We start from the raw sequence: 21,517 nt of genomic DNA, 5'->3' as shown, positions 1-21,517 counted from the left end.
CCCTTGGCATCCGGCGGGCCGGCGCGCGCGGGGGGGGGTCGGCTGGGGAGCGCCCATGCGGGCGCGGGGAGTCGGTCAGGCAGCAGGCTTGCGCCAGCGCTGACGAAGGAGAACCGCAGGCGACGATGACAGGTGTGCGGACATGAGGCGCACATTATGACCCGGGAAGCGCCGGCCCGGCCGGCGGGCGGCTCAGCCCTCGGCCGGTGCGCGCGCGGCGTCCAGCGCCTCGCGCAGCACGTCGAGCCGGCCGATGTGGTTGGCCAGCAGCAGCACCAGGCGCGCGTTGAAGGCATGGCTCTCTGCTTCGCTCAGCGGCTGGTGGGCGTTGATCAGCGCTTCATAGAACTCGTCCGGCGCGTCGAGCCGGGGCGTGGTGACGAGGTGCTGCGCTGTCATGCGTCCTCCGTTCCGGTCTGCGCATGCCCCAGCGCGCGCTGCCGTGCCGCCGCCACCGCGGCGGCCGAGGGCCGGCGCCAGCGCGCGCAGATGTGCTGGTCCGGCCGCAGCAGGTATACCGTGCCCGGCTGCGCGTCATAGCGCTGCCAGGCCAGCGCGTTGCCGGGGGCTTGCGGAATGTGCAGCAACGGCACGCCGGCCTGCGCGGCCTCGGACGCGGGGTCGCCGAAGACCAGGGCGGTGAAGCCCCCGTGGGCCAGGCTTCGCAGCAACCACCCGCCGTTCAGCGGCGCATCCACGGCCGGCGCGCCGGGCTGCAGCGCGCCGGCGAAGCGGTCCGCATCGGGCGTGAGCAGGGGCGAGCCCGCCAGCACCGTGGGCTGCGACAGCCGGCCGCTGTTGACCAAGCCGCGCGCAAACGGGTGCCGGCGCGCGAGTTGCAGCACGGCGTCGCGGAACATGCGGCTGACCGGGCTCTTGGGCGTGATGAAGTCGGTGGAGCGGGTGGAGTGCCGGATGTTCTCGTCGGCCGCGTCTTCGCGTTCCGAGGCGTAGCTGTCGAGCAGCGCATCGGGCGCCTCGCCGCGCAGCACGGCGGCCAGCTTCCAGCCCAGGTTGTCGGCGTCCTGCACGCCTGAATTGGCGCCGCGCGCGCCGAAGGGCGACACGCCGTGCGCCGCATCGCCCGCGAACAGCACGCGGCCATGGCGGAATTTGTCCATGCGCATGCAGGCAAAGGTGTAGACGCTGGCCCAGACCAGCTCGAACCTCGCGCCCGGGCCCAGCAGCGCCCGCACGCGGGGGAGGATGTTGGCGGGCTTCTTCTCTTCTTCCGGATCGGCGTCCCAGCCGAGCTGGAAGTCGATGCGCCAGACGTTGTCGGCCTGCTTGTGCAGCAGCACGCTCTGGCCGGGGTGGAACGGCGGATCGAACCAGAACCAGCGCTCGGCCGGGGTATCGACCCCCACGCTTGGCACTCCGCATGCTCGCGGCCCGGCGGCGGCCTGCTGGGGCGCCTCCATCTTCACGTCGGCAATCAGGAAGCGGTCCCGGAACACCTGCCCGCGGCTCTCCAGCCCCAGCAGTTTTCGCGCGCTGGAGCGCGAGCCGTCGCAGGCGGCGACGTAGTCCGCCTGCAGCAGGTAGCGACCGTCCGGGGACTCGACGGTGAGCGTGGCGCCGCCGGCGTCCTGCGCCAGGCCGACCAGCCGGCTGTTCCAGCGCACTTCCAGGTGGGGCAGTCGCGCGGCGCGCATGGCCAGTTGGCCTTCGACGTAGTACTGCTGCAGGTTGATGAAGGCGGGGCGCTCATGCCCGCCCTCGGCCAGCAGGTCGAAGCTGTAGACCTGCTGGTCGCGGCAGAACACGCGGCCGGTATGCCAGGACACGCCCTTGGCCACCATCGGCTCGCCGCAGCCCAGGCGGTCGAATATCTCCAGCGTCCGCTTGGCAAAGCAGATGGCGCGCGAGCCGGTGGACAGGCGGTGGTCGTCGTCCAGCAGCAGCACCGGCAGGCCGCGCTGCGCCAGGTCGATGGCCAGCGCCAGACCGACCGGGCCGGCTCCGACCACGACGAGCGGGTGCCGCGCCGGCGTGGGCCGATCATGGTCGGGCGCGCGCTGGTAGTCGAATTCCAGCGCCTGGAAGTCGACGTCGGGCCCGCGCAGGGGCAGGTCGGCGAGTTTCATGGAGGGCGGCGGCTAGCCTTCCAGGGCCTGCCACATCTCGATGTCGCGCTCGGCAGTCCAGATGCGCGGGTGCACGTGGCCGGTGGCCTCGTCATAGGCGCGCGTCACGTCGAAGGGCATGCAGTGGTCGAAGATCACCCAGTGGCCGTAGCGCGGCTTGAGCGCGGCGTAGGTCTCCTGGTAGATGCGCTTGAGATCCAGGCCGCGCGCCACCCCGTTGTTGACGGTGGTGTAGACGTCGGAGACGAAGGCGCGGGTGTAGGCAATGGCCTGGGCCACCTTCTCCCTGCTTTGCAGCGCGTCGCCCCGGCCGGGCACCAGCTTCTCGAAGTGCAGGGCCGAGAGGCGGTCCAGCGTGGCGGGCCAGTCCTTGAAGTAGCAGTCGCCCGCGTAGGCCGTGCTTTCGTACTCCACCAGATCGCCGGCGAAGCAGACCTTCTGGTCTTCGATGTAGGCGATGGTGTCGCCCCTGGTGTGGCCGCGCCCGACCTGGGCGATCTTGACCTCGACCTTGCCGAGCCAGACGCTCATGCGGCCCTCGAAGGTCATGGTGGGCCAGGTCAGGCCCGGCGGCACCGACTCGACGTTGCGGAACAGGCGCGGGAAGCGGCCGATCTCGCTGGCCTTGTCCTGCTCGCCGCGCTCGACGATCAGATCGTAGGTGTCGCGGCTGGCGATGACCTGCTGCGCGCCCTCCTTGAAGTAGGCCGAGGCCCCGAGCACGCGCACCGCGTGGTAGTGGGAGAGCAGCACGTACTTGATCGGCTTGTCGGTCACCTCGCGGATGCGGCCGATCAGGTCCTGCGCCATGACCGGCGTGGCCTGGGTGTCGACCACCATCACCGCGTCGTCGCCGATGAAGACTCCGGTGTTGGGGTCGCCCTCGGCGGTGTAGGCCCAGGCGTTCTCGGTGAGCTGGACGAAGGTGACTTTCTTCTCTTCGAGGTCGGCGTGGCTGGCAAAGGCTTTGGCGGTCATGCGGGGCTCCGGCGGCGTTCAAGCCGTGGTTCAGCTAAAACAAAGTAATTCGCTCAAAACGAACTCTGCCATGTTAGCCGCGAAATTCGCGTATGTCCAAGGGGTTTGCCATGGCCGCGACGTACCATCGCCCCCCGAAGGACACGCCATGAACGACGACACCGAATTCGAGGGCGAGCGCAACCGCCGCGGCATCCAGAGCGTGGAGGTGGGCGGCCAGTTGCTGCGCGCGCTGGCGCACGAGGGCGCGCCGATGGCGCTCAAGGACCTGGCGCGCGGCGCCGACATGACGCCGGCCAAGGCCCACCCGTATCTGGTGAGCTTCGGCCGCATCGGGCTGGTGCAGCAGGACGAGGCCAGCGGCCGCTATGCGCTGGGGCCGCTGGCGCTGCAACTGGGGCTGATCAGCCTGCAGCAATCCAGCCCGGTGCACGTGGCCACGCCGCTGCTGGCGCCGCTGGCGCGCGCCATCGGGCAGACGGTGGCGATTTCGACCTGGGGCACGCGCGGCCCGACCATCGTGCGCATCGAGGAGTCGCCTGCCGTGGTCTACGCGAGCATGCGGCACGGCACCGCGTTCTCGCTCGCCGGCACGGCCACCGGCCGGCTGTTCGGCGCCTACCTGCCGCCGGCCGTGGCCCGCGCCACGCTGGAGGAAGAGCGCCGGCTGGCCGCGGCGCTGCCGCCGGGCGATGGGCCCGGCATGCCGCCCCGCGCCCCGCTGCCGAGCTGGGAACAGTTCGAGCGCCAGTTGGAGAAGGTGCGCAGCCACGGCATCAGCCGCTCCGAGGGCGAGGTGGTGCGCGGCGTCAGCGCCATGGCCGCGCCGGTCTTCGACGCCAGCGGCACGCTGGTGCTCGGCGTCACCGCGATCGGCCCGGTCGGCACCTTCGACGCCGCCTGGGACGGCCCGATCGCACAGGCGCTCAAGGCCTGCGGCGCCGAGGTGTCGCAGCGGCTGGGCTTCTCCCCCTAGCTATCAAATATATAGCTAAAAGCCCAGATAAAACCTGGGCTTGGGGCCGATTTCACTCGAACTTGGCCAGCTCTTCGTATTCGTAGGCGATGTAGCACTCCATCATGGCGCGGTAGAGGCGCTCGATCAGGTCGGCATTGCCGCCCTCGGCCTCGGCCATGGGGCGCACGCGCTCGATGATGGCCTGGATGCGCGCCTCGTCGCGCACCAGCGACGCGTCGTTCTTCACGCGCGCGGCCTGGGTCATGTAGCCGCCGCGCGCCACCAGCAGGGGCACCAGCAGATCGTCCAGCGCATTGACGCCCTCGCGCACCTCGGCCAGGGTGGCGCAGTGGCGCACCGTGTCGATGGCGCGGGTCATTCGAGGCCCTCCTCCACCAGTTCCGCCGCGCGCAGCATGGCGCGCGCCTTGGCCTCGGTTTCCTTCCATTCCAGTTCGGGCACCGAATCGGCCACGACGCCGGCGGCGGCCTGCACGTAGAGCGTCTGGTCCTTGATCAGGCCGGTGCGGATGGCGATGGCCACGTCCATGTCGCCGGCGTAGCTGATGTAGCCGCAGGCGCCGCCGTAGAGGCCGCGCTTGCTGGGCTCCAACTGGTCGATCAGCTCCATCGCGTGCACCTTGGGCGCGCCGGTCAGCGTGCCGGCCGGGAAGCTGGCCTTGAGCACGTCGATGGCGGTCATGCCGTCGTTGAGCATGCCCTCGACGTTGCTCACGATGTGCATGACGTGGCTGTAGCGCTCCACGGCGAAGGCCTCGGTCACCTTGACCGTGCCGGTCCTGGCGATGCGGCCGATGTCGTTGCGCGCCAGGTCGATCAGCATGACGTGCTCGGCGCGCTCCTTGGGGTCGTTCACCAGCTCGACCTCGGCGGCCTTGTCGGCCGCGGGCGTGGCGCCGCGCGGGCGCGTGCCGGCCAGGGGGCGGATGGTGATCTTCTGGCCCTCGGGGGTGCTCTCCTGCCGCACCAGGATCTCAGGCGAGGCGCCCACCACGTGGAAATCTCCGAAGTGGTAGAAGTACATGTAGGGCGAGGGGTTGAGCGACCGCAGCGCGCGGTAGAGCGACAGCGGCGCCTCGGTGTAGCGCTTCTTGATGCGCTGGCCGACCTGCACCTGCATGAAGTCGCCCGCGGCGATCAGCTCCTTGGCGCGTTCGACCGCCGCCAGGTAGTCGGCCTTGGCGAACTCGCGCTCGGACGGGTGGCCCTGCGTGGGCTTGACCACCGGCGCGCTGACCGAATACCGGAGCAGTTCCTTCAGTTCGCGCAGCCGCTTCTTGGCGCTGCCATAGGCCTCGGGCTGCGCCGGGTCGGCGTAGACGATCAGGTAGAGCTTGCCCGACAGGTTGTCGATCACCGCCAGCTCCTCGCACTGCAGCAGCAGGATGTCGGGACAGCCCAGGGTATCGGGCGGGCAGGTGGCCTCGAGCTTCTTCTCGATGTGGCGCACCGTGTCGTAGCCGAAGTAGCCTGCCAGCCCGCCGCAGAAGCGCGGCAGGCCGGGCCGCAGCGCGACCTTGAAGCGGCGCTGGTAGGCGGCGATGAAGTCCAGCGGGTTGCCGTGGTCGGTCTCCACCACCGCGCCGTCGCGCACCACCTCGGTCCTGGCCTCGGCGCCGAAACCGCTGGCGCGCAGCAGCGTGCGCGCCGGCAGGCCGATGAAGCTGTAGCGGCCGAAGCGCTCGCCGCCGACCACCGATTCGAGCAGGAAGCTGTGCTTGCCGCCGTCCTTGGCATGGGCCAGCTTGAGGTAGAGGGAGAGCGGGGTTTCGAGGTCGGCAAAGGCCTCGAGCATGAGCGGGATACGGTTGTAGCCCTGGGTGCTCAGGCTTTTGAATTCAAGTTCTGTGATCACGGGGTGGAGCCTCCAGCAGGCCGGCCCCCTGGCAGCGCCGCGTCGATGCGGGCAGGAAGGCGGGGGCCGCGTTCATTCGATTCGGCCCGCCCGGCGCGGGAGGACCACGGGTGGCACCGGTGGGCAAGCGCGCAGCGCTCGCGGTGCCGTCAGTTGCGCACGATGGCTGGCTTGCGCCAGGGCCAGGCTCCCCGGTCGCTCAGACCTGCGAGGAAGCTGCGGTGAATGAACATGCCCGGCAGTGTAGCAAAGGGCGGCTGCGCCACTGCCTGCGCGACGGCGCACGCTCGCAAACCCTATTGCACGGGCGGCGGGGTACGCCAAAATCAAGGGCTGAAAAAAGAACGATCGTTCTATTTATGACGGGACATTGCAGATGAGCTTTTCCGCCGACGCATCCACGCGCCTTCTTCCCTGCTGCGCCGAGGCCGCGGCATGAAATACCGCGACCTCTCCGTCGGCTCCCGCCTCGGGCTGGCCTTTGGCGCCGTCCTGCTGATCACGGCCCTGGTGGCGGCCGTGGGCATCATGCGCATCGGCGAACTGCAGCAGGCCGGCGAAAGGCTCGCCATGCAGGAGATCGAGCGGCAGAAGCTGGTGGAGGACGTGGCCTCCGACGTCAAGGTCAACTGGGTGCGCACCGAAGCCGCACTCAAGGCCATCGACCGCGGCTACATGGACCAGCTCAAGGCCGACATGGACGCCACCTCGGCAGGCATCGCGCGCAAGCTCAAGCGCGTCGACGAGCTGGTGCAGGACGCCACCGGCCGTGCGCAACTCGCTGCCATCAACGCCGCGCGCGGCGTCTACCGCGATCAGCGCGAGGCGATCCAGCAGATGCAGCGCGGCGGCGAGCCCGACCTGCTGGAGCGAGTAGACCGCGACCTGCGCCCGCTCGCGGAGCGCTATCAGAAGAGCCTGGAAACACTGGCCGCGCACATGGCCGAGCAGGTGCAGCAGGGCCAGGCGCAGAGCAGTGCCATGGCGCGCTCCAGCCGCTGGATGCTCGCGGGCGCTGCCACCGTGGCCGTGCTGCTCGGTGCCTTCCTGGCGTGGATCACGGCGCGCTCGGTGACCATGCCGATACGCGAGGGCGTTCGGGTGGCCGAGGGCATCGCCCAGGGCGACCTGACGCAGCCGATCACGGCCCGCAGCCGGGACGAGACCGGCGTCTTCCTGCAGGCCCTGGCCGCCATGCAGCGGCAGTTGTCGGGAGTGGTGGGCGAGGTCCGCCAGCATGCCGAAGGCGTGGCCACGGCCAGCGCGCAGATCGCCCAGGGCAACAACGACCTGTCCGCGCGCACCGAGCAGCAGGCCTCGGCACTCGAAGAAACCGCCGCCTCCATGGAGCAGCTGGGCTCCACCGTGCGCCAGAACGCGGACAACGCGCGCCAGGCCAACCAGTTGGCGCAGAACGCCTCGAGCGTGGCGGTCAAGGGCGGCGACGTGGTGACCCAGGTGGTGGGCACCATGAAGGAGATCAATGACAGCTCGCGGCGTATCGCCGACATCATCGGCGTCATCGACGGCATCGCCTTCCAGACCAACATCCTGGCGCTCAACGCCGCGGTGGAGGCCGCGCGCGCGGGCGAGCAGGGCCGCGGCTTTGCCGTCGTCGCCGCCGAAGTGCGCAGCCTGGCGCAGCGCAGCGCCGAGGCGGCCAAGGAGATCAAGGGCCTGATCACCGCCAGCGTCGAGCGCGTCGAGCAGGGCACGGCCCTGGTCGACAAGGCCGGCAGCACCATGACCGAGGTCGTCACCGCCATCCGGCGCGTCACCGACATCATGGGCGAGATCAGCGCGGCCAGCGTGGAGCAGAGCGCCGGCGTGGGCCAGGTGGGCGAAGCCATCACGCAGATGGACCATGCCACGCAGCAGAACGCCGCGCTGGTGGAGCAAAGCGCGGCGGCCGCGGCCAGCCTGCGCGCGCAGGCCGACGAGCTGGTGCGCGCGGTGGCGGTGTTCCAGCTGGCCGGCAGCGCGGCCGTGACCGCGGCCGCCCATCAGGCCACCCCCGCGAAAGCCCATGCCCCCGCCGCCCGCACGCTGGCGGGCCCGCATCCCGCCACGGCACAACTGGCCTGAGGGGCCACCCCGCCCCGCAAGGAGACCGTCGATGCGTTCGTTCCTCCCCGTGCTGGCCCTGGCCGCTCTGCTGTGCGCCGGCGCCGCCACGGCCGGCACGGTCCAGGTGGCCGGCGTGCCGCTCGAAGACAAGGTGACCCTGCAGGACACCCCCCTGGCGCTCAATGGCGCGGGCGTGCGCTACAAGGCCATCTTCAAGGTCTACGTCGCCGCCCTGTACCTGCAGGAGAAGGCCGCCACGCCGGCCGAGGTGCAGGCAGCGCCGGGCCCCAAGCGCATACGCATCACCATGCTGCGCGACATCGAGTCCGGCGAACTCGGCCGGCTCTTCGTGCGCGGCGTGGAAGACAACATGGAGCGCGGCGAACTCAAGCAGCTCGTGCCCGGGCTGCTGCGCATGGGCCAGATCTTTGCCGAGCAGAAGAAGCTGCTGGCGGGCGACACGTTCCAGATCGACTGGCTGCCGGGCCGCGGCACCGTGATCACGGTCAAGGGCCAGCCGCAGGGCGCACCGTTCGCGGAGCCGGAATTCTTCCACGCGCTGCTGGGCATCTGGCTGGGGCCCCAGCCCGCCGACCGGGCCCTGAAAGAAGCGCTGCTCGGCCGCAGCTTCTGATGATTCAGGGCCGGCGCCGACGGCACAGCGCGGGCACCGCTTCGAGGCTGTCGACGAAGCCGTCGGCGTCCACCTGCCGCACCGGCTCGCCGTGGTTGAAGCCGTAGGTCACCAGCACCACCGGGCAGCCGGCGGCGCGCGCGGCCTGCGCGTCGTTGGCCGAGTCGCCGATCATCAGGGTATGCGCCGTGTCGGTACCCAGGGCCTCGCAGGTCTTCTGCAGGGGTAGCGGATCGGGCTTCTTGCGGGCAAAGCTGTCGCCGCCATGGATGCAGGCGAAGAAGCCGTCCAGCCCGAGCGAGCGCAGCAGCGTGCGCGCCAGCCCCTGCGGCTTGTTGGTCAGGCAGGCCAGCCGCAGGCCGTGCGCCTGCAGCGCCTGCAGGCCCTCGCGCACGCCGGGAAACAGCGCCACGTGGCGGCCGTTGATCGCCTCGTAGTGGCGCAGGTAGCGCTGCAGCGCGTCGGCCACGTCCTGCTGCGCCAGGCCCGCGCGCGCCAGCGCCGATTGCACCAGGTGTTCGGAGCCCTTGCCGACCATGCGCGAGATCTCGGCGCGCGACAGCGCTGTACGGCCGAATTCCCGCAGCATGCGGCCCAGGGCTTCCTCGAAATCGCCCAGCGTATCGACCAGGGTGCCGTCCAGGTCGATGATGGCGGCGTCCACGGAAAAGGGAGTGGGGGCGGAAGAGTTCACGGCGGCCTGTCAGGTTGGCGAATCTGGAAGAGCGCGAATGGAGTTTTCATGCGTCACCCACGGCTCGGAGGCTGTCGGTCGCAACGGGCCGATGCGGGCGGATTCTACGAGGGGCCCGGCCGCGCGGGGCATGGAGGTCACCGAGTCGGCCGTGAGGGGCCAGCGCCTCACCGCCCCCACGGGTCCGGGTTCCTACAGCGCGCGCGTGCGGCGTCCTACCGCCCCCGGCCCGCATGGCGCACAAGATCAGGGCATAGACAGCCCCAAGGAGTTTTGCCATGACATTGCATGACACGCCCGACCACCATCCCAACCGCGACCCGCTCACCGGTGAACCGGGCGCCCATCCCATCGGGACCGGGATCGGCGCCGGTGGCGGCGCCGTCACCGGGGCGGCGTTGGGTGCGGCCGGCGGGCCGGTCGGGGTGGCGGTCGGGACCGTGGTGGGCGCGGTGGTCGGCGGGCTGGCGGGCAAGGGCGCGGCGGAGGCGGTCAACCCCGCGGCCGAGGACGCCTACTGGCGCAGCGCCCACACGCGCGAGCCCTACTATGCCGAGGACCGCAGCTTCGAGGACTACCACCCGGCCTACCGGCTCGGCTATGAGGAGCGCGCCGCGCGCAGCGGCCGCTTCGAGGACCACGACGCCGAACTGGGCGGCACCTGGGAAAGCCGGCGCGGCGAGTCACGCCTGAGCTGGGACGAGGCCCGCGCCGCGAGCCGCGCGGCCTGGGAGCGTGCGGATAGGGTGTATCCCTCGCGCCGCTACCACGGCGACCACCTCTGAGCCCTGCGCACTGCGCCGCGAATTGCTATTATTTATATAGCAACAAACCCAGGAATAACCTGGGCTTCTAGCCTGTTTGATGCTTGAACGCGGCGCTGGGGCGCGCGGATCACGCCGGCACCGCCTCCAGGTTCGGGCGGTCCCAGTGGCGATGCTGGCCGATGGCATGGACGAAGGCGCGCATGGTCTCGGGCATGGTCTCGGCACGGCCGTCGCCCAGCACCACGCCGGGGTGATGCGTCAGCGCATCGCGGCTGGCACCGCCCTCGATGCCCAGGGTGCGCAGCAGCGCCGCGCCCTCGCCCAGCGCGCACACCGGCTTGCAATGCCTGTAGGCCTCGAGCACGAAGTGCACCGCATCGCCCAGACGCGACAGGGCCGCGGCCGAGTCCTTGCCGCCGGCCACGAGCACCGCGTCGAACATCACCGACGGCATGCCCGCCAGCGTGGCGCCGACCTCCAGCCGGCGCCCGCCGGAGGACGCGATGGTGCCCAGCCGCGGCGCCACCAGCATGCCGGCAACGCCGGCGTCGGCCAGCGCATTCAGGGCGGCGCGCAGCGACAAGCCGTCCACGCCGTCGGTCGCCAGCAGCGCCACCTTGCGCGTGGCGACCGCGGCCTTGTCCTCCGGGGCCATGCGCGGCGCCATGCTCAGCGCGGGCGACGCCTCCAGCGGCAGCGTCATGCGGGTGCTGCGGTAGCCTGCCTGGCCCGCGGCGGCCTTCGGGTCCGGCAAGCCTATGCCCAGGGGCGCGGCCACCTTCTTGGCCAGGCGCGCGTCGACGTGGGCCAGGTTGTCCACCACGCGCTGGCGTATCGCCGGCACGGCGACCTTGCCCAGTTCGAAGCGGAACGCCTCGACGATGTGGTCCTTCTCGGCCGGGGTCATGCTGTTCCAGAACAGCGTGGCCTGCGTGAAATGGTCGTCGAAGGAGGGGCTGCGGCGGCGCACCACCGGCGACTCCAGCGCCTCGGGGTAGCTCTGGAAGCCCTGGGTGCCGCCATCGACGCGGAATTCGGCGCCGCTCTGGCTGCCCAGCGAATTGGGCTCGTAGGCGACCTTGCCGCGGCTGACCGTCTGGCGGTGCATGCCGTCGCGCTGGAAGTTGTGGAACGGGCAGACGCCGCGGTTGATCGGCAGTTCATGGAAGTTCGGCCCGCCCAGGCGCGAGAGCTGGGTGTCGGTATAGGAGAACAGCCGCCCCTGCAGCAACGGATCGTTGGTGAAGTCGATGCCGGGCACCAGGTGGCCGGGATGGAAGGCCACCTGCTCGGTCTCGGCAAAGAAGTTGTCGGGGTTGCGGTTGAGCACCATGCGGCCGACGATCTGCACCGGCACCATTTCCTCGGGGATCAGCTTGGTCGGGTCCAGCAGATCGAAGCCCAGCGACTCGGCCCTGCTCTCGGGCACCAGTTGCAGGCCAAGCTCCCATTCGGGGAAATGGCCCTGTTCGATCGACTCCCACAGATCGCGCCGGAGGAAGTCCGGGTCCTTGCCGGCGATCTTCTGCGCCTCGTCCCAGACCATGCCGTGCACGCCCAGCCTGGGCTTCCAGTGGAACTTGACCAGATGCGACTCGCCGCGGCCGTTGAGCATGCGGAAGGTGTGCACGCCAAAACCCTCCATCATGCGCAGGCTGCGCGGCAGGGCGCGGTCGCTCATGGTCCACAGCAGCATGTGGGTGCTCTCGGGCATGAGCGAGGCGAAATCCCAGAAGCTGTCGTGCGCGCTCGCGGCCTGCGGCATCTCGTGGTGCGGCTCGGGCTTGACGGCATGGATCAGGTCGGGAAACTTCATCGCGTCCTGGATGAAGAACACCGGCATGTTGTTGCCGACCAGATCGAAGTTGCCTTCCTGCGTGTAGAGCTTGACCGCGAAGCCGCGCACGTCGCGCACGGTATCGGCCGAGCCGCGCGAGCCGGCCACGGTGGAGAAGCGCGCGAACACCGGCGTGCGCACCTCGGGGTCGTTCAGGAAATGCGCGGTGGTGTATTCCGACAAGGGCTTGTAGACCTGGAAATAGCCATGGGCGCCCGAGCCGCGCGCATGCACCACGCGCTCGGGGATGCGCTCATGGTCGAAATGGGTGATCTTCTCGCGCAGGATGAAATCCTGCATCAGCGTCGGGCCGCGCACGCCGGCCTTGAGCGAATTGTGGTTGTCCGGAATGCGCAGACCCTGGTTGGTGGTGAGGGCCGCCGCCGGCTCGGCCGTGAAGGCCTGCATCTGCAGGAGCTTGTCCTGAGACCCATCCACCGGCCTGGCCTTGCCGCGCCCGCTGCTCTTGCTGCTGCTGACCATCGTGTCTTACCTCATACGCCCGCGCCCGGGCAAGACCGCGCCAGCCCGCTCCCCGCAAGGTGGAGCCGGCAACGCGCGAATCACAGATCGCAGCAGCGCTCGAGCGCGTTGACCAGCGCCGCCAGCGCCAGCGCGCCAATCAGTCCTGCCAAACACCACGCCAGCCATGCCATGCCACACCCCGGGCTTTCGTTCTGCCGGCCCTGCGCGCGGGATGCGCACAGCCTGCCGACGATAGCCTCCGAGGCTAGGCGAAGCGCCGCTGCACCACCGTAGCCCAACGCACGGGCCGGCTGTGGGATATCGCGCGGCAGCCTGTCGGCGCTGTCCGACAGAGGGCTCAGCTCAATTCAGTTGGGCGCGCATCGCGTCGATCACGCCGCGGTAGTCGGGCTTGCCGAAGATGGCGCTGCCCGCGACGAAGGTGTCGGCCCCGGCGGCGGCCACGCGGGCGATGTTGTCCACCTTGACGCCGCCGTCCACCTCCAGGCGGATGTCCTTGCCCGTGGCGTCGATGCGCCTGCGCACCTGCTCGATCTTGCGCAGCGCCGAGTCGATGAAGCCCTGCCCGCCGAAGCCCGGGTTGACGCTCATGACCAGCACCAGGTCGAGGTCTTCCAGGGTCCAGTCGAGCACGTCCAGCGGCGTGGCCGGGTTGAACACCAGCCCGGCCTTCAGGCCCTTGGAGCGGATGGCCTGGATGCTGCGGTGCGGATGGGCCGAGGCTTCCGGGTGGAAGCTGATCAGGTCGGCGCCGGCGTCGGCGAAGGCCGCGGCCAGCGCATCGACCGGCTGCACCATCAGGTGCACGTCGATCGGCACCGCCTCGCCGGCGGGCGTCACCGCGTGCGGCTTGAGCGCCTGGCACACCATGGGCCCGAAGGTCAGGTTGGGCACGTAGTGGTTGTCCATCACGTCGAAGTGGATCCAGTCGGCGCCGGCGGCGACGACGCTGCGCACCTCCTCGCCCAGACGGGCGAAGTCGGCGGAGAGGATGGACGGGGCGATGCGGTAGCGGCGTTCGGTCGTGCTCATGGGGGAATTGTCGCAGCAGTACCATTGCCGCCATGCCGAAGTACCAGTTCACCGTCCACGTAGAGCCGCAGTACCTGCCCGAGCAGTCTGCGCCGGAGCAGGACTCCTACGGCTTTTCCTACACCGTCACGGTGGCCAACGTCGGGGACACGCCGGCGCAGCTGATCGCGCGGCACTGGATCATCCGCGACGCGCGCGGCCACGTGGAAGAGGTCAAGGGCCTGGGCGTGGTCGGCCACCAGCCGCTGCTGCAGCCCGGGGAGTCCTTCCGCTACACCAGCGGCTGCCGCCTGCGCACGCCCAGCGGCACCATGGAAGGCAGCTACTTCTGCGTGGCCGAGGACGCCACGCGCTTCGAAGCGCCGATTCCCCTGTTCGTCCTGGAAGCGAATGCCGGGCCGCTGGGCAACGCCGCGGGTCCGCGGGTACTGCACTGATGCGCCGCAAGCGCGATCTCAGCGGCATCCTCGACAGACTCGATCCGGCCGCGCCGCTGGCCTTGCGGCACCTGTGGCTGATCGAGCTGACCGACTGGATCCGCGGCAAGGGCGCCACGCCGCAGGCGGCGGTCAGCCGGGTGCAGTTGCTGCTCGATGCGATCGAGGCCCGGCCCGAGATCCGGCAGCGGCTGCGCGAATGGTGGGCGCTGCTGGCGCAGTCGGTGGACGTGACCACGCTGCTGGCGGACTTCGGCTTTGCGCCGCGCAGCGCCTTCGTCAGCGAACTGGGCGAGCGCATACGGCGCAAGCTGCTGCCGGCCAGCCCCGAGACGCTGGATGCCTCCGAACTCTTCACCCTGGCGCTGCCGCGCGCCTTCGACGCGCAGTGGATCACCGCACTGGATGCCTCCCAGCGCCAGCGCCTGTCCACGCTGCTGTGCACGCCCGCCCCCCAGGGCGGCGCCGACGGCACCGCCTGGCAGCAGGCGCTGCTCGACGCCATCGTCTACTGCGCCGGCCAGGTGCTGTCCACCGGCTTCGCGCCGGAGCTGCGCCTGCGCATGAGCGCCGCCGCACGCGAGGCCCAGCCCTTTCACGCGCTGCTGCACGACGTCGAGGCGCTGCGCGCCGAGGTGCGGCGCAGCCCGCGCGACGACGCGGCGCTGGAGCGCTCGGCGCAGCAGTTGTGCGAGCGGCTCGACGCCTGCCGGCAGGCGGCCGCCACCGTCTACACCCACCTCGAGGAGAACGGCATATCGGTCGGCCTGGTGTTCCGGCTGCGCCAGTTGCGCGAGCGGCTGCTGCGCATCCGTGAGCTGCTGGACTGCCTGCTCTCGGCCGACCCCTCGGCCGCCGCGGCGCGGCTGCTCTCGCGGCTGGTGCTGCTGGGCCACGAGCGGCGCAGCGTGCGCGCGCTGGTCTCGGCCAACTCCTCGCTGCTGGCCGCCAAGGTGGCCGAGCGCAGCGCCGAGACCGGCGAGCACTACATCGCGCGCGACGGCTCCGCCTACCGCCGCATGCTGCGCCAGGCCGCCGGCGGCGGCGTGCTGACCGCCGGCACGGTGCTGGGCAAGTTCGCCATCGGCGCGCTGGCGCTGTCGGCGTTCTGGACCGGCATCTGGTCCAGCCTGCTGTATGCGGCGAGCTTCGTCACCATCCAGTTGCTGCACTGCACCCTGGCGACCAAGCAGCCGGCCATGACCGCGCCAGCCCTGGCCGCGCGGGTGAAGGAGCTGGGTTCGGACGCGAGCGTCGAGTCCTTCGTGGACGAGGTGACCTACCTGGTGCGCTCGCAGGTGGCCGCGGTGCTGGGCAACGTGCTGACGGTGTTCCCGGCGATCCTGGTGCTGGGCCTGTGCTCGCAGTTGCTGCTGGGCCGGCCGCTGATCTCGATGGGCGAGGCGCGCCACGTGCTGGAGTCGCTCACGCTGCTCGGTCCCACCTGGCTGTTCGCCGCCTTTACCGGCGTGCTGCTGTTCTCGGCCAGCATCTTCGCGGGCTGGCTGGAGAACTGGTTCGTGCTGCACCGGCTGGACTCGGCCATGCGCTTCAACCCGCGCATCACGCGCTGGCTGGGCGCCGGGCGTGCCGCGCGCTGGGCCCGCTTCGTGCGCGACAACGTCTCGGGCTTCGGCTCCAACATCTCGCTGGGCTTCATGCTGGGCATGATTCCGCCGCTGCTGGCCTTCGTCGGCATCGGCCTGGAGGTGCGGCACGTGACGCTGTCCACCGGGCAGATCGCGGCGGCGGCCGTGAGCTACGGCACGGCGGTGCTGCACCAGCCCGCCTTCTGGTGGTGCCTGGCGGCGGTGCCGGTGATCGGTGCGCTCAACCTCACGATAAGCTTCGGCTTTGCGTTTCGGCTGGCGCTGCGCGCGCACAACGTGAGCGGCGCCTACCGCGCGCGCATCCGTGCCGCGATCTGGGCGCGCTGGCGGCATGCGCCGCTGTCGTTTTTTCTGCCCGGCGCGGCGGACGAGCCGCCACGCCGGGAGCCGTCCTGAGGGCCACCTCGGCCGGCGGCCTGCTGGAGCCGCCATGCAAGGAGACTTTCACTGATGGGTAATCTCGTGACCATCTGGGCCGAATGGCTGCGGCCTTCGGCCGGCCTGGTGACCGTGCAGTGGTCGCTGCTGCTGGCGGTGGCCACCATCGCCGGCTACCTGGTGCAGCGCTACATCGGCCTGCCCAAGGTGGTGGGCTATGCGCTGGTCGGCAGCCTGGCCGGCTTCGCCGGCTTCACCGGCGCCGTCTGGCCGCTCAGCGGCACCGGCCTGTTCGTGCTGGAGCTGGCCATCGCGGTGGTCCTGTTCGAGGCCGGTGGCCGCATTCCCCTGCGCTGGTTCCGCCACAACCCGATGGTGCTGGCGCAGAGCATTGCCGAATCGACGCTGACCTACGTCGCCGTGAACCTGGGCCTGCAATGGCTCGGCGTGGCCAGTGCCGTGGCGCACCCGCTGGCGCTGGTGGCCGTGGCCGCCTCGCCCGCGGTGCTGATGCGCGTGGCGATGGACGCGCGCGCCTCCGGCCCGGTGACCGAGCGCGCCATGGTGCTGGCCACGCTCAGCACGCTCTATGCGCTGTCGCTGGGCACGGTGCAGGCCGAGCTGGAGCAGCGCCAGCAACTGCACCTGCTCGACAGCCTGCAGCCGGTGGCGCTGCTGCTGGGGCTGTCGATCATCGTGGGCGCGGTGCTCGCGTTCGCGCTGCGGCTGGCGCTCAAGGTGATGAGCCCGACCAGCGAGAACACCTCGATCCTGCTGCTCGCGCTGATCGCGGCGGCCACCGGCATCGCCTCGCACCTGGGCGGCTCCGCGCCGATCGCGGCGCTGCTGGGCGGCATGCTGCTCAAGCAGGTGAGCCCGCGGCCCTGGGCCTGGCCGCGCCAGATGGGCACGGCCGCCTCGCTGCTGACCATGATGATGTTCGTGCTGGTGTCGGTGGTGGCGGCGCAGTCCGACTGGAACATGAAGGTCGCCGGCCTGGTGCTGGCCCTGCTGGCCCTGCGCGGGCTGGCCAAGGTGGTGGGCGTCGCGCTGGGCAACATCGGCAGCGGCGCCAGTTGGCGCCAGGCCCTGTGGGTCGGCTGCGCGCTGGCGCCCATGTCCTCCATCGCGCTGCTGATCGCCTCGCAGTTCGCGCTGATGCAGGGCGCCACCGGCCGCATGATCGCGCAAACCGCGCTGCCGGCGATCCTGCTGATGGAGCTGCTGGGCGCGGTCATCGCCACCGTGGCGCTGCACCGCGCTGGCGAGGCCTCGCAACACTGGCTGCCGCAGTGGCGCGGCCGGGACGACCCGGGCGCGCTGGCCGCCGAGGGAGAAGAACGTGAAACTTGAGCCCTTCACCCCGTCGCGCGCGCTGTCGCTCGGCGTCGAGCTGGAACTGCAACTGGTCAACACCCACGACTACGACCTGGCGCCCTATGCCGAGGACATGCTGCGCGTGCTGGAGAAGCAGCCGCTGCCCGGCAGCGTGGTGCCGGAGATGACCTCGAGCATGATCGAGATCTCCACCGGCGTCTGCCAGTCCAGCGCCGAGGTGCTGGGCGAGCTGTCCACCATCCGCGACGCGCTGGTGCGCGCGGCCGACAAGCTCAACATCGCCGTGGTGGGCGGCGGCACGCACCCGTTCCAGCAGTGGCACGAGCAGCGCATCTACGACAAGCCGCGCTTCAAGGAGCTGTCCGAGCGCTACGGCTACCTGTCCAAGCAGTTCACCATCTTCGGCCAGCACGTGCACGTCGGCTGCCCGGACGCCAACGCGGCGCTGCTCATGCTGCACCGCATGTCGCGCTACATCCCGCACTTCATCGCTCTGTCGGCCTCCAGCCCCTACGTGCAGGGACAGGACACGCAGTTCGACTCGGCGCGGCTCAATTCGGTGTTCGCCTTCCCGCTGTCGGGCCGCGCGCCCTTCGCGCTGGACTGGAGCGCCTTCGAGACCTTCTACGGCAAGATGACCCGCACCGGCGTGGTCAAGAGCATGAAGGACTTCTACTGGGACATCCGGCCCAAGCCCGAGTACGGCACCATCGAGATCCGCGTCTTCGACACGCCGCTGACCGTGGAGCGCGCTGCGGCGCTGGCCGGCTACGTGCAGTCGCTGGCGGCCTGGTTCCTGATCGACCAGCCTTTTGTGCCCGATGAGGACGATTACCTGGTCTACACCACCAACCGCTTCCAGGCCTGCCGCTTCGGCCTCGATGCGAGCTACGTAGACCCGGCCAGCGGCCAGCACATGCCGCTGCGCGACCACATCCTGCTGACCATGCACCAGGTGCAGCGCCACGCCGAGGCGCAGGGCGCGGCCAACGCGCTGCACCTGCTGCGCGGCAGCGTGAGCACCGGCGAGAACGATGCCCGCTGGCTGCGCAACCGCCAGCGCAGGGAGCAGTTGCTGGCCGAGGTCACGCGGCAGGCGGCGGGCAGGTTCCGCAGTGCCGTGGCGGGCAACTGAGAGTCTGCATCGCCCGCTCAAACCGGGTTGCGTGCGCCCAGGCGCGGCAGGATGCCGCCGGTGCGCCGCATGTAGGCGCGGTACTCGTCGCCGAAGAACTCCAGCATCATGCGCTCCTCGTGCGGCACGCGCCGCCAGTACAGGACCGTCACCGCCACCAGCGACGCCCAGCCGGCGAACCAGTTGTCCAGCAGCAGCACCTGGCCGATGGCAAGGACGAAGAAGGCGGCATACATCGGATGCCGCACGGCGCGGTACACGCCTCGGGTGACCAGCTTGTGCTCCGGGTTGAGCATGAGGGTGACCGACCAGCTCTCGCCCAGGTCCACGTGCGCGCGCCAGAACAGCCGGACGCCCGCCGCCATCACCGCCGCCCCCAGCCATGCCGCCGCCGCGGGCAGCGTGTAGCGGGCCCAGTCGAGCCAGGGCGAGAACAGCAGCAGCAGCGGCAGCACGATCTGCCCGATGGCCACCAGCCCGACCAGCATGCGGTCGCCCGTGTCGCTCCTGTCCACCGCCTTCGGCCGCGCGCGCAGGCGGCGCGAGAAGACGGCCCGGATCGTGAGGTAGGTCGCGATGCCCGCGGCGAAGACGAGGTGGGGAATCTGGAGGTTCATGCAAGGCCCGCACATGGATGACAATCGTTCGGACCCGCATGATGTCCGAATCGCCGCCCGCCCGCGTCGGCCGGACGCACCTCTTCTGCTCGCCCGGCGCGGTCGGGCAGCACCGCTTCCAAGGGATTTTTCATGGCTGACGACGAACCGAGTCTGCAGGGGCGCTGCCTGCCCCGTTTCCTGCGACGGGGCGCGCTGCTCGCCACGATGGGCTGCGCCCTCGTGGCGGGCTGCGGCACGGGGAGCGAGGCACGCCATGAACGCTCGCCGCAGTTCAAGGACGGCGGCTTTCGCAACATGCCCAACCCCGACGCGCAGCCCACGGCCAGCGCCTGGCGCATCTGGTCGCGCTTTCTCTTCGGCAGCAAGCGCGGCACCGTGCCGGTGGACGCGATTCCGGTGCGCGCCCTGGAGCGTACGGCCCTGGACGCGCTCGACGCCCAGGCCAACCACGTGGTGCGCCTCGGCCATTCGTCGCACCTGCTCAAGCTGCAAGGCAAGTACTGGCTGATCGACCCGGTGTTCAGCGAGCGCGCCTCGCCGGTGCAGTGGCTGGGCCCGAAGCGCTTCCACCCGCCGCCGATCGCGCTGGCGCAGTTGCCGCCGATCGAAGGCGTGATCCTGTCGCACGACCACTACGACCATCTGGACGCCGCCACCATCCGATACCTGGCGCAGCGGGTGCAGCACTACTTCGTGCCGCTGGGCCTGCGCGCGCGGCTGGCGGCGCTGGGCGTGCCGCCCGAGCGCGTGGCCGAACTCGACTGGTGGCAGGACGCCGAGCACGCCGGCGTGAAGCTCACGGCCACGCCGGCGCAGCATTTCTCCGGCCGCGGCTTGGCCGACCGCAACCGCACGCTGTGGGCGTCATGGGTGCTCCAGAGCGGCGGCCAACGCATCTTCTACAGCGGCGACTCGGGCTACTTCCCTGGCTTCAAGATGATCGGCGAGCGCTTCGGCGGCTTCGACCTCGCGCTGGTGGAGAACGGCGCCTACGACGCCTACTGGCCCGCCGTGCACATGACGCCCGAGCAGAGTGTGCAGGCCTTCGAGGACCTGCGCGGCAAGGTGCTGTTCCCGGTGCACAACAGCACCTTCGACCTCGCCATGCACCCCTGGCGCGAGCCGCTGGACCGCATCGCCGAACGGGCGCAGTCCCGCAGCATCGCGCTGGCCACGCCGGTAATCGGCGAAGTCCTGACCGTCGGGCAGGCGCGCAGCAACCTGCGCTGGTGGCAGGGGCTGCGTTGAGTCCGGCCATGCGCAGCCGCGCGCTCATCGCCCTCGGCCTGCTGCTCGCGGCGGCCGGCGCCTCCGCCCGGTCCACGGCCTGCACCGAGGCCGCCGTGGAGGCCTGCTACACCGGCTTCCAGCCCGCGGGCGCGCAGGGCCGCCTGCGCTACTACGCGTCGCAACCGCCGGGCGCCGGGCCCAGCGCCGCGCTGATTGCCGTCCATGGCCATCCGCGCGACGCCAACAAGACCTTCGACGCGGCCCTGCGCGCGGTGCGGCAGGCCGGCGCCATGGAACGCACGCTGGTGGTGGCTCCGGTATTCCAGGTGGCCGCCGACGATGCGCGCAAGTGCCAGACCGCGGGCGTGCCCGCCGCGCAGGACGGCGACCTGCTCTGGACCTGCGGTTCCTGGATCGAGGGCGCCGCCGCGCGCGGCAGCACGCTGACCTCCTTCGCCGCGCTGGACGCGCTGGTGGCCGAGCTGCACCGCCAGTGGCCCGGCCTGCGCACCATCACCATCGCCGGCTTCTCCGCCGGAGCGCAGATGGTGCAGCACGCCATCGGCTTCGCCGCCGATCCCCCCATGGGCGGCCCGGCGGTCCGCTACGTCGTGTCCGACCCGGGCACCTGGCTGTACTTCGACCCGGTGCGGCCGCAGCCGGTGAAGGACGGCCAGGCGGTGGACTGGTCGCAGTGCAGCGGCGGCGCCGACGGCGTGGGCGGCTGCGGCTTCCGGCTGCAGACGCCGACCGACGCGGCCGCCTGCCCGTCGCTCACGCGCTGGAAGTACGGCACCGACGCCCTGCCCGCCGCGCTCGGGCGCAGCGCCGCGCAAGCCCGCGCGCGCTATGCGGCGGCGGACATCCACTACCTGCAGGGTGCGCTGGACAGCAGCGACGCGAGCGGTACCTTCTACAAGATCCTCGACAAATCCTGCGCCGCGCAGGCGCAGGGACCGTACCGCCTGCAGCGCGGGCAGGCCTACGCCTGGTATGACCGCACGCTGCTGGCGCCCGGGAAGCGCCGCAGCGTGACCGTGGTGCCGGGCTGCGCACACGACGTGGCCTGCGTGTTCCCCTCCGCCGCCGCGCGCACGGCCTTGCTGGGGCCTTGAGGGGCTCCGCATCCACCGTATTTGGGGGGAATGCGGCGCGTTTTGAGCAAAAAGCGGCTGCAGCCCAGGTATGACCTGGGCTATTAGCTATATTTTTTATAGCTTGTACGGCAAAAGTTCTACGCTCACGCCTTGTTTGGACGCGGGCCACCGCCCGCGCCCTCCGGGCAATTCCGGTATCAAGAAGCCATCACTCACATTTAATTCCAAAAATCGGAACAAAAAATTCCGATTTCGCA

18 protein-coding genes and 1 pseudogene are annotated in these 21,517 nt (G+C 70.4%); 10 read left to right on the top strand and 9 right to left on the bottom strand.

The window, feature by feature from the left end:
* Positions 1 to 192: 192 nt before the first annotated feature.
* The 3 genes from JHD63_RS09640 to JHD63_RS09630 are packed head-to-tail and all read right to left on the bottom strand — an operon-like array spanning position 193 to position 3,065.
* Positions 193 to 399, bottom strand: coding sequence for a DUF2783 domain-containing protein (locus JHD63_RS09640; protein ID WP_198970535.1), 207 nt, complete (start codon positions 397 to 399; stop codon positions 193 to 195).
* Positions 396 to 2,087 carry an FAD-dependent oxidoreductase gene (locus JHD63_RS09635; RefSeq protein WP_198970534.1) on the bottom strand — a complete coding sequence of 564 codons (1,692 nt, stop codon included), beginning with the start codon at positions 2,085 to 2,087 and terminating at the stop codon, positions 396 to 398. Before JHD63_RS09635 ends, JHD63_RS09640 begins: the two co-directional genes overlap by 4 nt.
* A 12-nt stretch (positions 2,088 to 2,099) precedes the next feature.
* Positions 2,100 to 3,065, bottom strand: coding sequence for an MBL fold metallo-hydrolase (locus tag JHD63_RS09630; RefSeq protein WP_198970533.1), 966 nt, complete (start codon positions 3,063 to 3,065; stop codon positions 2,100 to 2,102).
* A 148-nt stretch (positions 3,066 to 3,213) separates the two neighbouring features.
* On the opposite strand from JHD63_RS09630, the gene JHD63_RS09625 reads away from it, so the two are divergent.
* A complete protein-coding gene (locus JHD63_RS09625) occupies positions 3,214 to 4,041 on the top strand; it encodes an IclR family transcriptional regulator (RefSeq protein WP_198970532.1) in 828 nt (275 codons plus the stop codon).
* Between the two features lie 52 nt (positions 4,042 to 4,093).
* Here the strand turns inward: JHD63_RS09625 and JHD63_RS09620 are convergent, their stop codons facing one another.
* Entirely contained in the window at positions 4,094 to 4,402 is a 309-nt protein-coding gene (locus JHD63_RS09620; protein ID WP_198970531.1) for a chorismate mutase, read from the bottom strand.
* Positions 4,399 to 5,898 carry an anthranilate synthase component I gene (gene trpE, locus JHD63_RS09615; protein ID WP_198970530.1) on the bottom strand — a complete coding sequence of 500 codons (1,500 nt, stop codon included), beginning with the start codon at positions 5,896 to 5,898 and terminating at the stop codon, positions 4,399 to 4,401. The genes JHD63_RS09620 and trpE overlap by 4 nt, the downstream gene beginning before the upstream one ends.
* Before the next feature lie 435 nt (positions 5,899 to 6,333).
* Here trpE and JHD63_RS09610 point away from each other — a divergent pair, with 435 nt between their 5' ends.
* Both JHD63_RS09610 and JHD63_RS09605 read left to right on the top strand, forming a co-directional pair.
* On the top strand, positions 6,334 to 7,983 hold the full coding sequence (locus JHD63_RS09610) for a methyl-accepting chemotaxis protein (protein WP_198970529.1): 1,650 nt from the start codon (positions 6,334 to 6,336) through the stop codon (positions 7,981 to 7,983).
* Positions 7,984 to 8,014: 31 nt separating this feature from the next.
* A complete protein-coding gene (locus tag JHD63_RS09605) occupies positions 8,015 to 8,599 on the top strand; it encodes a chalcone isomerase family protein (protein WP_198970528.1) in 585 nt (194 codons plus the stop codon).
* Positions 8,600 to 8,603: 4 nt separating this feature from the next.
* Here the strand turns inward: JHD63_RS09605 and gph are convergent, their stop codons facing one another.
* Positions 8,604 to 9,293 (bottom strand): phosphoglycolate phosphatase, encoded by a 690-nt coding sequence (gph, locus tag JHD63_RS09600; RefSeq protein ID WP_198970527.1) that lies wholly within the window; start codon positions 9,291 to 9,293, stop codon positions 8,604 to 8,606.
* Between the two features lie 278 nt (positions 9,294 to 9,571).
* On the opposite strand from gph, the pseudogene JHD63_RS09595 reads away from it, so the two are divergent.
* Positions 9,572 to 10,033, top strand: a pseudogene (locus JHD63_RS09595) (ferritin-like domain-containing protein); the annotation flags it as partial.
* Positions 10,034 to 10,187: 154 nt separating this feature from the next.
* Here JHD63_RS09595 and JHD63_RS09590 read toward each other — a convergent pair.
* Together JHD63_RS09590 and rpe are read right to left on the bottom strand one after the other, a co-directional pair.
* On the bottom strand, positions 10,188 to 12,380 hold the full coding sequence (locus tag JHD63_RS09590; RefSeq protein ID WP_198970525.1) for a catalase: 2,193 nt from the start codon (positions 12,378 to 12,380) through the stop codon (positions 10,188 to 10,190).
* A 345-nt stretch (positions 12,381 to 12,725) separates the two neighbouring features.
* Positions 12,726 to 13,415 (bottom strand): ribulose-phosphate 3-epimerase, encoded by a 690-nt coding sequence (gene rpe / locus JHD63_RS09585; RefSeq protein WP_198970524.1) that lies wholly within the window; start codon positions 13,413 to 13,415, stop codon positions 12,726 to 12,728.
* A gap of 32 nt (positions 13,416 to 13,447) precedes the next feature.
* On the opposite strand from rpe, the gene apaG reads away from it, so the two are divergent.
* Genes apaG through JHD63_RS09565 form a run of 4 tightly spaced genes read left to right on the top strand, consistent with a single transcriptional unit; the run spans position 13,448 to position 18,313 of the window.
* Positions 13,448 to 13,852: a Co2+/Mg2+ efflux protein ApaG gene (gene apaG, locus JHD63_RS09580; RefSeq protein ID WP_198970523.1), complete on the top strand. Its 405-nt coding sequence runs from the start codon at positions 13,448 to 13,450 to the stop codon at positions 13,850 to 13,852.
* Entirely contained in the window at positions 13,852 to 15,858 is a 2,007-nt protein-coding gene (locus JHD63_RS09575) for a site-specific recombinase (RefSeq protein WP_198970522.1), read from the top strand. The genes apaG and JHD63_RS09575 overlap by 1 nt, the downstream gene beginning before the upstream one ends.
* 54 nt (positions 15,859 to 15,912) lie before the next feature.
* Positions 15,913 to 17,193: a cation:proton antiporter gene (locus JHD63_RS09570; RefSeq protein ID WP_198970521.1), complete on the top strand. Its 1,281-nt coding sequence runs from the start codon at positions 15,913 to 15,915 to the stop codon at positions 17,191 to 17,193.
* Positions 17,183 to 18,313 carry a YbdK family carboxylate-amine ligase gene (locus tag JHD63_RS09565; protein WP_198970520.1) on the top strand — a complete coding sequence of 377 codons (1,131 nt, stop codon included), beginning with the start codon at positions 17,183 to 17,185 and terminating at the stop codon, positions 18,311 to 18,313. The genes JHD63_RS09570 and JHD63_RS09565 overlap by 11 nt, the downstream gene beginning before the upstream one ends.
* Before the next feature lie 17 nt (positions 18,314 to 18,330).
* Here JHD63_RS09565 and JHD63_RS09560 read toward each other — a convergent pair whose 3' ends face one another.
* A complete protein-coding gene (locus JHD63_RS09560; protein ID WP_198970519.1) occupies positions 18,331 to 18,930 on the bottom strand; it encodes a protein-S-isoprenylcysteine O-methyltransferase in 600 nt (199 codons plus the stop codon).
* A gap of 132 nt (positions 18,931 to 19,062) precedes the next feature.
* On the opposite strand from JHD63_RS09560, the gene JHD63_RS09555 reads away from it, so the two are divergent.
* Complete coding sequence (locus tag JHD63_RS09555; protein WP_198970518.1) at positions 19,063 to 20,181, top strand: MBL fold metallo-hydrolase; 1,119 nt, start codon at positions 19,063 to 19,065, stop codon at positions 20,179 to 20,181.
* 8 nt (positions 20,182 to 20,189) lie between these two features.
* Positions 20,190 to 21,278 carry a hypothetical protein gene (locus tag JHD63_RS09550; RefSeq protein WP_198970517.1) on the top strand — a complete coding sequence of 363 codons (1,089 nt, stop codon included), beginning with the start codon at positions 20,190 to 20,192 and terminating at the stop codon, positions 21,276 to 21,278.
* Positions 21,279 to 21,517: the final 239 nt, after the last annotated feature.

Origin of the sequence: Xylophilus sp. ASV27 (genome assembly GCF_016428875.1) — a bacterium.
GTDB lineage: Bacteria > Pseudomonadota > Gammaproteobacteria > Burkholderiales > Burkholderiaceae_C > Xylophilus.
This window is presented reverse-complemented; position numbering and strand designations above follow the sequence as displayed.

Excerpts from the sequence above, each read along its gene's own strand:
- JHD63_RS09640 (WP_198970535.1), bottom strand. The coding sequence starts at position 399 with ATGACAGCGCAGCACCTCGTCACCACGCCCCGGCTCGACGCGCCGGAC.
- JHD63_RS09635 (WP_198970534.1), bottom strand. The coding sequence starts at position 2,087 with ATGAAACTCGCCGACCTGCCCCTGCGCGGGCCCGACGTCGACTTCCAG.
- JHD63_RS09630 (WP_198970533.1), bottom strand. The coding sequence starts at position 3,065 with ATGACCGCCAAAGCCTTTGCCAGCCACGCCGACCTCGAAGAGAAGAAA.
- JHD63_RS09625 (WP_198970532.1), top strand. The coding sequence starts at position 3,214 with ATGAACGACGACACCGAATTCGAGGGCGAGCGCAACCGCCGCGGCATC.
- JHD63_RS09620 (WP_198970531.1), bottom strand. The coding sequence starts at position 4,402 with ATGACCCGCGCCATCGACACGGTGCGCCACTGCGCCACCCTGGCCGAG.
- JHD63_RS09610 (WP_198970529.1), top strand. The coding sequence starts at position 6,334 with ATGAAATACCGCGACCTCTCCGTCGGCTCCCGCCTCGGGCTGGCCTTT.
- JHD63_RS09605 (WP_198970528.1), top strand. The coding sequence starts at position 8,015 with ATGCGTTCGTTCCTCCCCGTGCTGGCCCTGGCCGCTCTGCTGTGCGCC.
- JHD63_RS09590 (WP_198970525.1), bottom strand. The coding sequence starts at position 12,380 with ATGGTCAGCAGCAGCAAGAGCAGCGGGCGCGGCAAGGCCAGGCCGGTG.
- rpe (WP_198970524.1), bottom strand. The coding sequence starts at position 13,415 with ATGAGCACGACCGAACGCCGCTACCGCATCGCCCCGTCCATCCTCTCC.
- apaG (WP_198970523.1), top strand. The coding sequence starts at position 13,448 with ATGCCGAAGTACCAGTTCACCGTCCACGTAGAGCCGCAGTACCTGCCC.
- JHD63_RS09575 (WP_198970522.1), top strand. The coding sequence starts at position 13,852 with ATGCGCCGCAAGCGCGATCTCAGCGGCATCCTCGACAGACTCGATCCG.
- JHD63_RS09570 (WP_198970521.1), top strand. The coding sequence starts at position 15,913 with ATGGGTAATCTCGTGACCATCTGGGCCGAATGGCTGCGGCCTTCGGCC.
- JHD63_RS09560 (WP_198970519.1), bottom strand. The coding sequence starts at position 18,930 with ATGAACCTCCAGATTCCCCACCTCGTCTTCGCCGCGGGCATCGCGACC.
- JHD63_RS09555 (WP_198970518.1), top strand. The coding sequence starts at position 19,063 with ATGGCTGACGACGAACCGAGTCTGCAGGGGCGCTGCCTGCCCCGTTTC.
- JHD63_RS09550 (WP_198970517.1), top strand. The coding sequence starts at position 20,190 with ATGCGCAGCCGCGCGCTCATCGCCCTCGGCCTGCTGCTCGCGGCGGCC.